This window comes from Streptomyces sp. NRRL B-24085 (assembly GCF_001282115.1).
In the GTDB taxonomy this organism is placed as follows: Bacteria; Actinomycetota; Actinomycetes; order Streptomycetales; family Streptomycetaceae; genus Streptomyces.
Genome location: NZ_LJBR01000177.1, coordinates 1 through 13680 on the forward strand (window position 1 = coordinate 1; position 13680 = coordinate 13680).

Sequence of the window (13680 nt, forward strand, 5' to 3'; positions counted from 1 at the left end):
GGGCGGGACCGGGTGGGACCAGGTCCTCGCCCGGACCGGCCGGGAGCCGGTCCGGGTCCGTGTCCCGCCCCGGTCCCGTGTCCTGCGGCGAGCGCGTCCCCTCCTGTGCGGACCCGCTCGCGTCGGCGGACTCCAGCAGCCACCGCTGCCCCTGCGACCCGTCGCGTTCGGTGACGACGACGGTCTCCCCCTTGCCCGCCGCGACCAGGAGTCCCTTCCCGCCGCGCAGCAGCAGTTCGCCGCGCACGGTGAGGTCGTAGCGGACCTCTCCCGCGCCGGTCAGGCAGTCGACGACCACGACCGACCGCTTCCCGGCGTCCGAGGCGAGGCAGAGCCGCGGGTCGGCGGCGCTGCGCAGCAGTCCGTCCTCCTGGTAGGTCCACTGCTGGGACGCGGCGGAGGAGCATGCCGCGAGCACGGCCCGCGTGCCGTCCGCGGTCCGCGCGCCGTGGGTGTCCAGGCACCTTCCGTCGCCGGCGTTGCGGAGCGTGCCGTGGCCGGCCTCGCCGGGGTCGCCCATGGAGGCGGTGGACGGGGCGTCCCGGGAGACCTGCGACGGGTTCGGCCGTACGGTGTTGCCGCTCACCGCCCCCCAGGTGGCGCCGGGCACGGGGAGACCGCCGTCGTCGGACCAGCCCTTGGTGACCAGCACCGTCGCGAGCAGGACCAGGGAGGTCAGACCGGCGCCCACGAGGACCGCCCGGGCGCTCCTGCGCTGGGCGAGGAAGCCCGCCGGGGCGGGGCGGTGCCGTCCGCCGGGCTTGGCGCGGGCCGCGCGGATCGGCGCCGGGGCGGGCCGTCCGGCGGCACGCGCGGGCCGGGAGTCGAGATAGCGGTGGGCGCCCCAGCCGAGCACCGTCTCGGCGAGCAGCACCTCGAGGCCGCCCTCGAAATGGCTGAGCTGTTCGGCGGCGTGCCGGCAGTAACGGCATTCCGTCAGATGCCTGCGGACATCGGGCAGAAGGTCCCCGCCCCGGCGAATCGGGACATCCAGGAGGCGATTGTAGAAACGGCATTCATTGGTCGGCGCGAGTTCCCGGTGGGCACGGACGCAGCCGATGCGGAATTGCTCGCGCGCCTGCTCCAGGGCGGTCGCCGCACGGGTTGTGTCCACCCCCAGCAGAGCGGCCGGTACGGATATGGGTTCGGCCTCGACCTCGGCATGCCACAGCAGACATTGGGAGGCACCGGGAAGGGCCCGGAATGCGCGCTCGGCGAGCAGTCGCCTTTCGGGGGTGGCGGACCTCGCCGCGCGCAGGCCGCGACCGCCGATCGTCTTGCGGAGTTCCGGCAGCACGGCGGAGATTTCGTCGTCCGCGGCCCACTCCTTGACGAACTCCCTGACCGCGACGAGCAGTTGGGGGCGCAGTGCACCGTCACCCGCCCGACCCAGCACACGGTGGAAAGCCGCGGCGGCCGCCATCGAGGCAGAACCCGACCAGGAGGCGAGACAGATGACGGAGTACTCGTACGTGGCCTGCCAGTGTCGCGCCATCAGCAGCGCGACGGCATGGCCGTCCACGCGGTTCCGCCCCAGCCCGGCCAGGAGATCGCGGTCGGACTCCGCCGACGGCGATCCGGGGCGTGGCGGATAAGGGGGTCGTGGGGGGTGAGCGGATTGCACGGGACCAATTCCTTCCAAGCCGCAGGACCGCACGGAATATGCGCTCCTCGGAAAGCAGGCGCCTGATTGGTGCATACCTTTGCCGCGTCAGTGGAGACCCGGCCGTCGGGGGGGCGCTCACCTTCGCACAATGAACGCTCAGCAAACAAGAAGGTGGAGTGACCCATGTTCAAAAAGAGTCGACTTCAGAAAAGTTACCGCTGGTATCCGCACCCGTATTCGAAATTAAGCGGGAGTCGGGCATCGAGTCGTGTCCGGCGACCGGATGCTTGGCACACGGAATTCCGCCGCCCGGCCGGGTCCACAGCGGGCACCCAGGCATCTCCCGGGGTGCTCTCATCCCCGTGGCGCAGCATGTCCCGCATGATCGTCCCCCACGCGACCGACACCCCCGTCCCCGCCCGTACCGTCCGCAAGGCAGTCGTCCCGGCCGCCGGGCTCGGCACCCGGTTCCTGCCGGCGACCAAGGCGACGCCGAAGGAGATGCTCCCGGTCGTCGACAAGCCGGCCATCCAGTACGTCGTGGAGGAGGCCGCCGCGGCCGGGCTCGACGACGTCCTGATGGTCACCGGCCGCCACAAGCGGGCCATCGAGGACCACTTCGACAACGCCTTCGAGCTGGAGCAGGTCCTGGCCGCCAAGGGCGACGCGGTACGCCTCGACGCGGTACGCGACCCGGCCCGGCTCGCCGACATCCACCACATCCGGCAGGGCGAGCCGCTCGGCCTCGGCCACGCCGTGCTCTGCGCCCGCCGCCACGTCGGCGACCAGCCGTTCGCCGTCCTCCTCGGCGACGACCTGATCGACCCGCGCGAGACCCTGCTCAGCACGATGCTCGACGTCCGCGAGCGGCACGGCGGGAACGTGATCGCCCTCATGGAGGTGGCGCGCGAGCAGATCCACCGCTACGGCTGCGCGGCGGTCGAGGCGACGGAGGAGGATGGCGTGGTCCGCGTGACCGGCCTGGTCGAGAAGCCCTCCCCGGAGGACGCACCGAGCGCCTACGCGGTCATCGGCCGTTACGTCCTCGACCCCGCCGTGTTCGACGTCCTCGAACGGACCCCGCCCGGCCGCGGCGGCGAGATCCAGCTCACCGACGCCCTCCAGACGCTCACGGTCGACGGCACGGTCCACGGCGTCGTCTTCGACGGCCTGCGCTACGACACCGGCGACAAGGCGGACTACCTGCGCACGGTGGTCCGCCTGGCCTGCGCCCGTCCCGATCTCGGCCCGGAGTTCACCGACTGGCTCAAGGGGTTCGTGGCGGAGCTGGAGAGCGGCGAAGGGGTCGTACGGCGGCGGCCGGCGGCCTGAGCGGCGACGGGTGGCGGGCCGAGCGGCCGGCGACGGACGACGGCGGCCGTGGTGACCGGGCCCGGGACGGGTCGGCCGCCCGCCCCGCGCACACCGGTCACCCGAACTCGGCGGTCCTGCTCAGCCGTTCGGCCGCAGCGTCCACACCACCGTCATCTCGCCCGTGACCGCCCCGTCCCCGCGGCGGATCTCGATCGTGACCGGGAACTCCGGGCGCTTCCCGGCGTCGAGCTCGGCGACGACCTCGGAGGCCGGGCGGCCCAGGGTGGCCGTGGCGGTCACCGGGCCCATCGCGAGCTTGCGGTAGGCGATCTCGGCGTTGACGGCGAGCGGTACCGCGCGCGAGAGCTGGTCGCCGAACGCGGCCAGGACGACCGCCCCGCTGGCCGACTCGGCGAGCGTGAACATCGCACCGGCGTGCGGTCCGCCCACGTGGTTGTGGAACTCCCCCTGGTCGGGCAGGGCGACCACGACCTTCTCCGGGCCGGTCTCCAGGAACTCGAGGTTCAGGGTCCGCACCATGGGCACGGTGGCGGCGAGCATCTCGCCGACGGACATCTGGTCTGCGCTCATGTCCGGGATGTTACCCACGAGTAGATCGCGCTGACCAGGTCCGGTGCCAGTGATCGACGTCTCCTCGCAGCAGCCGGGCACGCCGCCGGCGCCAGGCGGCCGTTTTCCCGGTCCGGCCCGCAAACGGTTTGGCAAGGCGGCACCCGGGCGGCGATAGTCAGCCGGTGACCCGCTCCGCCGACTCCTCCCGCGCCCGCAGACCCGCCTGGGCGAGCCGCAACTACGGCCTGCTGACCGCCGCCGCGTTCGTGACCAACCTGGGCAGCAACGGCGCCGTGATCGCCGCCGCGTTCGCCGTGCTGGAGGCGGGCGGCGACAGCGGGGACGTGGGCCTGGTGGCCGCCGCGCGCACCCTCCCGCTGGTGGTGTTCCTGCTGATCGGCGGCGCCGTGGCGGACCGCCTGCCCCGGCACCGCGTGATGGTCGCGGCCAACACCCTCAACTGCGTCTCCCAGGGCGCCTTCGCCGTCCTCGTCCTGACCGGCGAGCCCCGGTTGTGGCAGATGATGCTGCTCACCGCGCTCGGCGGGACGGGCCACGCGTTCTTCAGCCCGGCGGCCGAGGGGATGCTGCTGTCCACGGTGAGCGGCGAGCAGGCCGGCCGGGCCTTCGCGGTGTTCCGGATGGCGATGCAGGGCGCGGCGCTGGGCGGTGCCGCGCTCGGCGGCGCGATGGTCGCGGCCGTCGGTCCGGGCTGGGTGCTCGCGGCGGACGCCGTCGCCTTCGCCGCCGCGGGTTCGCTGCGCGCGCTCCTCGACGTCAGCCACATCCCGGCCCGCGCACCGGGTGCCGGCCTCCTCGCCGACCTCCGCGACGGCTGGCGTGAGGTCGCGGGGCGGCCGTGGCTGTGGGGCATCGTCGTCCAGTTCTCCGTCGCCAACGCGGTCCTGGGCGCCGCAGACGCCGTCTACGGCCCGCTCGTCGCCCGGGACCACCTGGGAGGGGCGGGGCCCTGGGGCGTGGCCCTCGGGTTCTTCGGCGCGGGCACGGTCGTGGGGGCCCTCCTCATGACCCGCTGGAAGCCGCAGCGCCTGCTGTTCACGGGCATCCTGTGCGTGTTCCCGCTGGCCCTGCCGTCCGCCGCGCTGGCCGTACCGGTCTCGGTGCCCGTGCTGTGCACGGCGATGTTCGTGGCCGGCGCGACCGTCGAGGTGTTCGGTGTGTCCTGGATGACCGCCCTGCACCAGGAGATACCCGAGGAGAAGCTCTCCCGGGTCTCGGCCTACGACTGGTTCGGCTCGGTCGCCCTGATGCCGCTCGCGGCCGCGCTGGCCGGCCCGGCGGAGTCGGCGTTCGGCCGCGACGCCGCCCTGTGGGGCTGCGCCGGCCTGATCGCGGTCGTCACGGCACTCGTCCTGTGCGTACCGGACGTCCGCAACCTGCGCCGCAACACCAAGCACATCACCCAGGCCCCGACCGACCCGGCCGACACCGAACGCCCCGTCGGCGGCCTCGGCTGACACCACGGCCTCCCCACGACAGTCCGTCGCGCTGGAAGCCGTAACGCACACCGCACCACCGAGCAGGCCACCCGGCGCCCCGCAACCGACTCAGCCGACACCACCGAACGCCCCCTCAGCAGGCGGCTGACACCACAGCCCCCTCACGTCGCCGACGGGCCCCGCCAAAATTCCACCCGCCCGGACGTCGTCACCCCGCACCGCACCACCGAGCAGGCCCCCCGACCGGCTCAGCCGACACCGAACGCCCCGTCGGGGGGCTCGGGTGACGGCACGGCGTCCTCGTCCCGTACCGGCCGGGCCGTGCCGATGAAGCCGCGCAGGCCCTCGCCGTGTTCGACCCGGGCGGGGAACGCGTCGGCCGCCGTACGCCGGGCCAGTGCCGCCGTGTCGAGTGGCCGTCGCGCCGCGACGAGCACCGCGTTCCCGAACCGCCGCCCGCGCAGCACCCCAGGCTCGGCGATCAGCACCAGCTCCTCGAACACCTCCGCGAAGTTGGCGAGTTGGGACCGCAGGAAGGCGAAGGGCGCCCCGTCGGCGAGGTTCGCGAGATAGACGCCGTCGCTCCGGAGCACCCGCGCGGCCTCACGGGCGTACTCCAGCGACGTCAGATGCGCCGGGACCCGTGAGCCTCCGAAGACGTCGGCGACCAGCACGTCCGCGCTCGCAGCCGGGGCGTTCTCCAGCCACGCCCGCGCATCGGCCGCGTGCAGGGCGATCCCGGCCCCGTGCGGGAGCGGCAGATGCTCGGCGACCAGCTCCAGCAGCCCCCGGTCGAACTCGACGACGTCCTGCCGCGAGCCGGGCCGGGTGGCCGCCAGGTACCGCGGCAACGTCAGGGCGCCCCCACCGAGATGGACGACGTCCAGCGCCCGCCCCGCCTCCGCGATGCCGTCAAGGACGTGCCCGAGCCGCTGCGCGTACTCGAACTCCAGGTGCGTCGGCTCGTCCAGGTCGACGTACGACTGCGGAGCCCCGTCCACGGTCAGCAACCAGGCCCGCTCCCGATCGACGTCGGGCATCAGCTTGGCGAACCCGTGATCGACGGCACGGGCGACGGGAAGGGAGTCGGTCACCCTGTCATTGTGCCTGGCCAGGAGTGCCCCGTGAGGGGCGCGGGGAACTGCGCGACCGGCCACGACGGTCCCGCAGTCCCCCACGAACCGAACCACCCTCACACAAGGGCGGTGACGGTCCCCGCACCGACGGTGCGACCACCCTCACGGATGGCGAATCCGAGACCGGGCTCGAGCGGCACGTCCCGTCCCAGTTCCACGGTCATCACGACGCGGTCCCCGGGCCGCGCGACCCCCACCTCGCCGAGGTCCACGTCGCCCACCACATCCGCGGTACGGATGTAGAACTGCGGCCGGTACCCGGTGGTGACCGGCGTCGTACGCCCGCCCTCCCGCGCCGACAGCACGTACACCTGCGCTGTGAAGCGACGACTCGGCACCACACTGCCCGGCGCGGCCACCACATGACCCCGCCGGACCGCGTCCCGCGGCACGCCCCGCAGCAGCAACGCCACGTTGTCCCCGGCCTGCGCCTCCTCCATCGGCTTGCCGAAGGTCTCGACGCCGGTCACCACCGTCTCCACGCCGGCCCCCAGCACCTCGACCCGGTCACCGACCCGCACGGTGCCCCGCTCGACCGCCCCGGTCACCACGGTCCCCCGGCCGGTGATGGTGAGCACGTTCTCGACGGGCATCAGGAAGGGCGCGTCGAGATACCGCTCGGGGATGGGCACGTACGTGTCCACCGCGTCCAGCAGCGCCTCGATCGATGCCGTCCAACGCGGGTCCCCCTCCAGGGCCTTGAGTCCCGAGACCCGTACGACGGGCACGGCGTCGCCGCCGTAGCCGTGCGCGGTGAGCAGCTCGCGGACCTCCAGTTCGACGAGCTCGACCAGCTCCTCGTCGGCCGCGTCCGCCTTGTTGAGGGCGACCACCACGTGGTCGACGCCCACCTGCCGCGCGAGCAGCACGTGTTCGGCGGTCTGCGGCATGATCCCGTCGAGCGCGGAGACGACGAGGATCGCCCCGTCGAGCTGCGCCGCCCCGGTGACCATGTTCTTGACGTAGTCGGCGTGGCCCGGCATGTCCACGTGCGCGTAGTGCCGGGTGTCGGTCTCGTACTCGACGTGCGCGATGTTGATGGTGATCCCGCGCGCGGCCTCCTCCGGGGCGCGGTCGATGCGGTCGAACGGCACGAACGTGCCGCTGCCGCGCTCGGCGAGGACCTTGGTGATGGCGGCGGTCAGGGTGGTCTTGCCGTGGTCGACGTGACCCATCGTGCCGATGTTCAGGTGCGGCTTGGTGCGCACGTAAGCGGTTTTGGACATGGCTGTACCTCGAAGCCTCTTCGTGTTCACGGAAGAACGGGGACCCCGAGGACTGGCCGACCCTCCCCCTGCGGGGTCCGCCGGACTGTCCGGGAAGGGTCAGCTTCGGGCGCCGTCTGCGGCGGCCAGGAAAACGGGAACGGCAGCCTTCGGCGCATCCGCGACTGCGGATGCTGCGAGAGCGAAGGCGTACCGGAACATGACGCAGATCATGTCCGACGCGTCGTCCCACGTCGAACGGTTTTTTACGGCCGCCCGTCACACAACCGACGGCATCCGCAGGGCAATCACCCGTCGGTGTCGGTTACCGTCACAGGATGCTCGATGCCACCACCCGCTCTGGGGGCACCGCCACGGCCACTCCCCCGGCCCTCGCCACGGAGCTCGCTCTCCCCGTCCCCGCTCCGGTGCGTCTCACCGCCCGCTGCACGAGAGTGCTGCTGTCGCCGTGGTCCCGGCTCTCCCTGCTGGTCGCGCTACTCGCGGGCGCCGCGTCCACGGTGCTGCTGTTCGAGCCGCAGAGACTGCTCTCGGACGGCTGGCCGCCCCAGCTCGGCGGGGTCACGGCCGCGGTCGTCTTCGGGGTGGCGTACGGGTTGTGCACGGTGGCGTTCGTACCGCGACCGCTGCTCAACCTCGCCGCGGGCGCGCTCTTCGGGTCGCAGCTCGGGCTGGCGTCGGCGCTCGCCGGCACGGTCCTCGGGGCGGGCATCGCCTTCGGTCTGGGCCGGGTCCTCGGGCAGGACGCGCTGCGGCCGTTGCTGCGGGGGCGGTGGCTGAAGGCGGCGGACGGGCAGTTGAGCCGGCACGGCTTCCGCTCGATGCTGGCGGCCCGGCTGTTTCCCGGAGTGCCGTTCGCCGCGGCGAACTACTGCGCCGCGGTCTCCCGAATGGGCTGTCTCCCGTTCCTCGCCGCGACGGCGCTCGGGTCGATCCCGAACACCGCCGCGTACGTCGTCGCCGGGGCGCGGGCTTCGGCGCCCACTTCGCCGGCCTTTGTGATCGCCATGGCCGCGATCGCCCTGCCGGGCCTGGCGGGGGCGATCGTGGCGTGGCGCAAGCGGCACCGGCTGCGCCGCCCTTGAGCGCCTGACCGCAGGGCGCCGGCCGCGTCCCGGAAGGCGCTCCTCACACCCTTTCGAGGATCATCGCATTGGCCAGTCCGCCCGCCTCGCACATGGTCTGGAGGGCGTAACGGGCCCCGCGTTCCCGCATCGCGTGCACCAGCGTCGTCGTCAGCCGGGTGCCGCTCGCGCCCAGGGGGTGGCCGATCGCGATCGCACCCCCGTGGACGTTGACCTTGGCCAGGTCCGCCCCCGTCTCCTGCTGCCAGGCCAGGACCACGCTGGAGAACGCCTCGTTGACCTCGAAGAGGTCGATGTCGTCGACGGTGAGACCGGCCCGGCGCAGGACCTTCTCGGTGGCCGGCACGACTCCGGTCAGCATGAGGATCGGGTCGGAACCGGTGACGGCGAACGAGTGCAGGCGGGCCAGGGGACGCAGGCCCAGGCGTTCGGCCGTCTCGCTCGACATGATCAGGACGGCCGAGGCGCCGTCGTTGATGGGGCTGGCGTTGCCCGCGGTGACGTTCCACTCGATCTGGGGGAAGCGCTCGGCGAAGGCCGGGTCGTGGTAGGCGGGCTTGAGGCCGGCGAGGATCTCGGGGGTGCTGCCGGGGCGTACGCACTCGTCGCGCGTGACGCCTTCCAGGGGCGCGACCTCGGCGTCGAAGAGGCCCTGCTCCCAGGCCGCCGCGGCCTTCTGGTGCGAGGAGACGGCGAACGTGTCCATCTGCTCGCGCGAGATCGACCACTTGGCGGCGATGAGCTCGGCGCTGATGCCCTGCGGGACCAGGCCCTCCTCGTAGCGTGCGGCGATCCCGGGACCGAAGGGGTCCTTGCCCTCGGGGACGTTCGACCACATCGGCACGCGGCTCATCGACTCGACCCCGCAGGCGACGACGATGTCGTAGGCGCCGGCGATCACGCCCTGCGCGGCGAAGTGCACGGCCTGCTGGGAGGAGCCGCACTGGCGGTCCACGGTGGTCGCCGGGACCGTCTCGGGGAAGCCCGCCGACAGGGCCGCGTAGCGGGTGGTGTTCATGGCCTGCTCGCCGACCTGGTCGACGGTGCCCCCGATGACGTCGTCGATGAGGGCCGGGTCGACGCCGGAGCGCTCCACGAGGGTGCGCAGGGTGTGGGCGAGGAGTTCGACGGGGTGCACGTGCGCGAGGGAGCCGTTCGGCTTGCCCTTGCCCACGGGGGTGCGTACGGCTTCGACGATGACTGCGTCACGCATGGTGCGGGCCTCCATCAGTGAGGGCTACTACTGGTGAGTAGGAAATCCAAACTCACCATAGCCTTGCGGGTTGGAAAATCAAACCCTTAAGTTGGAGAACCAAACCCTCCCCTAGACTGGGCATCATGGCCGCCACCCGAGACCCGCGCCCCTGCTCCATCGCCGACGCCCTGGCGCTCGTCGGCGAGAAGTACTCCCTGCTCGTGCTGCGCGAGGTCTGCCTGGGCAACGGCCGCTTCGACCAGCTCGTGCGCAACATCGGGGCCCCGCGCGACATCCTGGCCACCCGGCTGCGCCGGCTGGTCGACGCCGGGATCCTGACCAAGCGGGTCTACAGCGAGCGGCCGCAGCGCTTCGAGTACCGGCCCACCCAGGCGGGGCTGGAACTGGAGCCGGTGCTGCTGACGCTCATGGCGTGGGGCGACCGGCACCTGCGCAAGGACGACGACCGGCCCATGGTCCTGGAGCACGTCTGCGGCCATGAACTGGAGCCCGTCGTCGTCTGCTCCGCCTGCCGCGGCACGGTGGTGCACGAGGACCTGACGTCCCACCCGCAGGCCCCCGGCTGGACGGTGACGGGCCCAACCGCCGCGTAGGCGCCCACCGGTCGCGTGTCCGGGCCCGGCCGCCCCTGTGGCCGGGCCGTCACCGCGGGGCGCTACGCTGCCCTCGCACCCCGATCACCGCGCCCGGTGATGCGGCGCGCCCGACTTCCGTCACACGACCAGCACTTGGACGCCGTAACTTCATGTCTTGGTTCGAATCACTCATCCTCGGACTCGTCCAGGGGCTGACCGAGTTCCTTCCCGTCTCCTCCAGCGCGCATCTGCGGCTGACCGCGGCCTTCTCGGGCTGGAAGGACCCCGGGGCGGCCTTCACCGCGATCACCCAGATCGGCACCGAGGCCGCCGTCCTGATCTACTTCCGCAAGGACATCGGGCGGATCGTGTCGACGTGGAGCCGTTCCCTCGTCAAGAAAGAGCTGCGCAGCGACCACGACGCCCAGATGGGCTGGCTGGTGATCGTCGGGTCCATCCCCATCGGGGTGCTGGGGCTGCTGTTCAAGGACCAGATCGAAGGGCCGTTCCGCGATCTGCGCATCACCGCCACCATGCTGATCGTCGTCGGCATCGTCATCGGCGTCGCCGACCGGCTGGCGGCACGCGACGAGACCGGCGGGCGGCACCGGGCACCCAAGCAGCGCAAGGGACTTGAGAACCTCGGCGTGAAGGACGGCCTGATCTTCGGCATGTGCCAGGCCATGGCCCTCGTGCCCGGGGTCTCCCGCTCCGGCGCCACCATCAGCGGCGGCCTCTTCATGGGCTACAAGCGCGAGTCCGCGGCCCGCTACTCCTTCCTCCTCGCCATTCCGGCCGTACTGGCCTCCGGGCTCTTCGAGTTGAAGGACGCGCTGGAGAGCGACCACGTCTCCTGGGGTCCGACGATCTTCGCCACGGTGATCGCCTTCGTCGTCGGCTACGCGGTCATCGCCTGGTTCATGAAGTTCATCTCGACCAAGAGCTTCATGCCCTTCGTCTGGTACCGGATCGCCCTCGGCATCGTCATCATCGCCCTGGTCACGATGGGCGTCCTGAGCCCGCACGCGGCGGAGTCGGCGGGCTGAGCCGCAGGTGGCCCTGACACAGCAGTTCGCGCGGGTCACGCCGGAGTACCTGGAGCGCTGCCGTGCCACGGCCCTGGACTCACCGTGCGCGGCACCGGGCTGGGACCCGCCGCCCGCGGACCTCCTGGACACCGGCTGGGCGGTGTGGGGGCTCATCCGGCACTGCCGCCGATCGGGCGCCGACCCCGGCACGCCGGCCCTGCTGGACCGCGCGGTGTCCGGCGACCCGGACGCTGCTCCCGGCTTCCTGGACCACCCCGACGTCCACGACGGCTTCGGGGATCCGCCCCGCCTCCTCGGCCCCGGCGCGGTCGCGGCCGTCGCGCGCGGACTCGACGCCATCGACACCGGCGCCCTGCTCGCCGGCCTGCCGGACTCCCCCGACGAGGCGGCCGCCGTCTGCGGTTTCGGCCCCTGGGCCGGCGGTGACGTCCGCGCCCACCTGGTGGAACACTTCGACGCGATGCGGGAGTTCTACCGCGGGGCCGCGCGGCGCGGGCAGTGCGTGGTCGTCTGGATCGACTGACCCGCGGCACCGTTACAGGGCGGTCGCCCCGAAACCCGTGACCCATCGCATACGTTGTGCGTAGCCGTCCGGTAGCGCACTGTCAGTGCTTGCGCCTAGGCTTGTGCGCATGTCCCCCGATTCCGTGACCCCTGGTTCCGTGCGGTCCGCTGCCGAGGTGAACGAGCAGATCCGGGCGCTGTGGATGCGCGCCGGCGGCACACTGTCGGCACAGGAGCGCGCGGAGTACGAGCTGTTGGTCGTCGAATGGGCGGCCGCGATCCGCGGTGACGTCATCAAGGCAGCCTGAACTCCCCCTGAAACAGCAGGCGCGTTCCTCGAAGTGAGGTCATGCCATGAGAGCGATCGTCGTGGGCGCCGGCATCGGTGGTCTCACCGCGACGCTGAGCCTGCGCCGGGCCGGCCATGACGTGACGCTCGTCGAGCAGTCGCGGCGGCTCTCCGAGATCGGCGCCGGCATCCAGCTCGCCCCCAACGCCACCCGCGTACTGCGCCGGCTGAACCTGCTCGACGCCGTCGCGGAACACGCCACGCGCCCCTCCCACGTGAGCTTCCGCACCTGGTCCGACGGCTCGGAGATCTGTCGCTACGTCATCGGCCGGGATGTGGAGGAGGAGTTCGGGGCGCCCTACCTCCAGCTCCACCGGGCCGATCTGCAACGGGTCCTGGTCGCCGCCGTACCGCCCCGCTCGCTGCACCTGGCGACCGCCGTCGTGGGGATCGACCAGGACGACAAGGGGGCCCGGGTGACCACGGCGAGCGGTGAACGCCTGGACGCCGACCTCGTCGTGGCCGCCGACGGCATCCGCTCCGCCGCCCGTCAGTGGCTCTTCGGCGCGGACGAGGCGGTGTTCTCGCACACCGCCGCCTACCGGGCCCTGCTCCCGGCCGCCGAGGTCGCCGACCTGGACCTCCCGGAGTACGCCGTCTGGCTCGGCCCGAACCGCCATGTCGTCCACTACTGGCTGCGCCACGGCGAACTCCTCAACGTCGTCGCCGTGTTCGTGACCGACCGGACGGCCCAGGAGTCGTGGACCGCGCGGGCGGAACCCGGCGAGCAGGTGCGCACCTTCGCCGGCTGGGACCCCCGAGTGCTGACCCTCCTCGACCGCGCGGGCCAGGACTTCCGCTACGGCATCCACACCCGCACCCCGCTCTCCCGCTGGAACGCCGGCCGGGTCACCCTCCTCGGCGACAGCGCCCACGCGATGGTGCCCTTCCAGGCCCAGGGCGCGGCCCAGGCCGTCATGGACGCGGCCGTCCTCGGCGACTGCCTGACCGGCGCGGCCCCCGACGAGGTGCCCGACGCGCTGGACCGGTACGTCCGCAGACGGGCCCCGGCAGCCACGGCCGTGCAGGCCAGTTCCGCCCGGGCCGGACACGACTACCACGTGCCGGACGGCCCCGAGGCCGAGCAGCGCAACGCCCGCCTGGTCGCCCTCGCGGCCGAGAACAGGTTCGGCCCCCACTCGGCCGCCTGGCCGGTCGACGTCCTGGCCGACGGCTGAGAAGCACCTCCCGCCGGGCGACCGCCACCGCCGGGCCGTCCGAATGTCACCGCACGCCCCTTGGCTCTGCCCGCCCCATGCCCAACACTGAGCCGATGACGCAGCGTGTGGAGCTCGCGACCGTGATGGACCGGCTGGCCGTGGACGCACTCGTCACCGACTACGCCGTGGCCGTGGACGACGGCGACTGGGAGGCGTACCGCGGACTGTTCACCTCCGGCGGACGGGCCGACTACCGCTCGGCGGGCGGGGTGGAGGGGGAGGCGCCGCGGGTCGCCGCATGGCTCGCGGAGAGCCTGGCGCTGTTCTCGATGCGGCAGCACCTGATCGTCAACCGCCGCGTCCGGTTCGACACCCTGGACCGGGAGACCGGCGACACGGCCCGCGTCCAGGCCGACTACATCAACCC

General features: G+C 72.5%; 14 protein-coding genes. 9 read left to right on the forward strand and 5 right to left on the reverse strand.

From position 1 onward, the window contains the following. The coding region (locus AOJ26_RS20530) for an RICIN domain-containing protein (protein ID WP_053849787.1) at positions 1 to 1522 on the reverse strand (1522 nt) is incomplete at its 3' end. Positions 1523 to 1987: 465 nt separating this feature from the next. Between AOJ26_RS20530 and galU the strand changes: the two genes are divergently transcribed. Next, complete coding sequence (galU, locus tag AOJ26_RS20535; protein WP_053849788.1) at positions 1988 to 2938, forward strand: UTP--glucose-1-phosphate uridylyltransferase GalU; 951 nt, start codon at positions 1988 to 1990, stop codon at positions 2936 to 2938. 120 nt (positions 2939 to 3058) lie between these two features. Here the strand turns inward: galU and AOJ26_RS20540 are convergent, their stop codons facing one another. After that, the gene (locus AOJ26_RS20540; protein ID WP_053849789.1) at positions 3059 to 3496 is read right to left on the reverse strand and encodes a DUF4442 domain-containing protein; all 438 of its coding nucleotides are present in this window, start codon (positions 3494 to 3496) and stop codon (positions 3059 to 3061) included. A 179-nt stretch (positions 3497 to 3675) separates the two neighbouring features. On the opposite strand from AOJ26_RS20540, the gene AOJ26_RS20545 reads away from it, so the two are divergent. Continuing rightward, entirely contained in the window at positions 3676 to 4971 is a 1296-nt protein-coding gene (locus AOJ26_RS20545) for an MFS transporter (protein ID WP_053849790.1), read from the forward strand. Between the two features lie 230 nt (positions 4972 to 5201). Here AOJ26_RS20545 and AOJ26_RS20550 read toward each other — a convergent pair whose 3' ends face one another. Continuing rightward, entirely contained in the window at positions 5202 to 5993 is a 792-nt protein-coding gene (locus AOJ26_RS20550) for a spermidine synthase (RefSeq protein ID WP_373413182.1), read from the reverse strand. 152 nt (positions 5994 to 6145) lie between these two features. Then, positions 6146 to 7315, reverse strand: a complete 1170-nt coding sequence (gene tuf, locus AOJ26_RS20555) for an elongation factor Tu (RefSeq protein ID WP_053849792.1) — start codon at positions 7313 to 7315, stop codon at positions 6146 to 6148. A gap of 317 nt (positions 7316 to 7632) precedes the next feature. Between tuf and AOJ26_RS20560 the strand changes: the two genes are divergently transcribed. Further along, complete coding sequence (locus AOJ26_RS20560) at positions 7633 to 8400, forward strand: TVP38/TMEM64 family protein (protein ID WP_053849793.1); 768 nt, start codon at positions 7633 to 7635, stop codon at positions 8398 to 8400. Positions 8401 to 8443: 43 nt separating this feature from the next. Here the strand turns inward: AOJ26_RS20560 and AOJ26_RS20565 are convergent, their stop codons facing one another. Further along, positions 8444 to 9613, reverse strand: coding sequence for a thiolase family protein (locus tag AOJ26_RS20565; RefSeq protein WP_053849794.1), 1170 nt, complete (start codon positions 9611 to 9613; stop codon positions 8444 to 8446). Between the two features lie 125 nt (positions 9614 to 9738). Here AOJ26_RS20565 and AOJ26_RS20570 point away from each other — a divergent pair, with 125 nt between their 5' ends. The 6 genes from AOJ26_RS20570 to AOJ26_RS20590 form a co-directional block, all read left to right on the forward strand. Next, a complete protein-coding gene (locus tag AOJ26_RS20570) occupies positions 9739 to 10209 on the forward strand; it encodes a winged helix-turn-helix transcriptional regulator (RefSeq protein WP_053849795.1) in 471 nt (156 codons plus the stop codon). Positions 10210 to 10361: 152 nt separating this feature from the next. Further along, a complete protein-coding gene (locus AOJ26_RS20575; protein ID WP_053849796.1) occupies positions 10362 to 11237 on the forward strand; it encodes an undecaprenyl-diphosphate phosphatase in 876 nt (291 codons plus the stop codon). 7 nt (positions 11238 to 11244) lie between these two features. After that, positions 11245 to 11763 (forward strand): DUF1877 family protein, encoded by a 519-nt coding sequence (locus AOJ26_RS20580; protein ID WP_053849797.1) that lies wholly within the window; start codon positions 11245 to 11247, stop codon positions 11761 to 11763. Between the two features lie 109 nt (positions 11764 to 11872). Beyond that, a complete protein-coding gene (locus tag AOJ26_RS42015; RefSeq protein WP_078936148.1) occupies positions 11873 to 12052 on the forward strand; it encodes a hypothetical protein in 180 nt (59 codons plus the stop codon). A gap of 46 nt (positions 12053 to 12098) precedes the next feature. Further along, on the forward strand, positions 12099 to 13271 hold the full coding sequence (locus tag AOJ26_RS20585; protein ID WP_053849798.1) for an FAD-dependent monooxygenase: 1173 nt from the start codon (positions 12099 to 12101) through the stop codon (positions 13269 to 13271). A gap of 95 nt (positions 13272 to 13366) precedes the next feature. Next, a partial coding sequence (locus AOJ26_RS20590; protein ID WP_053849799.1) for a nuclear transport factor 2 family protein occupies positions 13367 to 13680 on the forward strand: 314 nt, incomplete at its 3' end.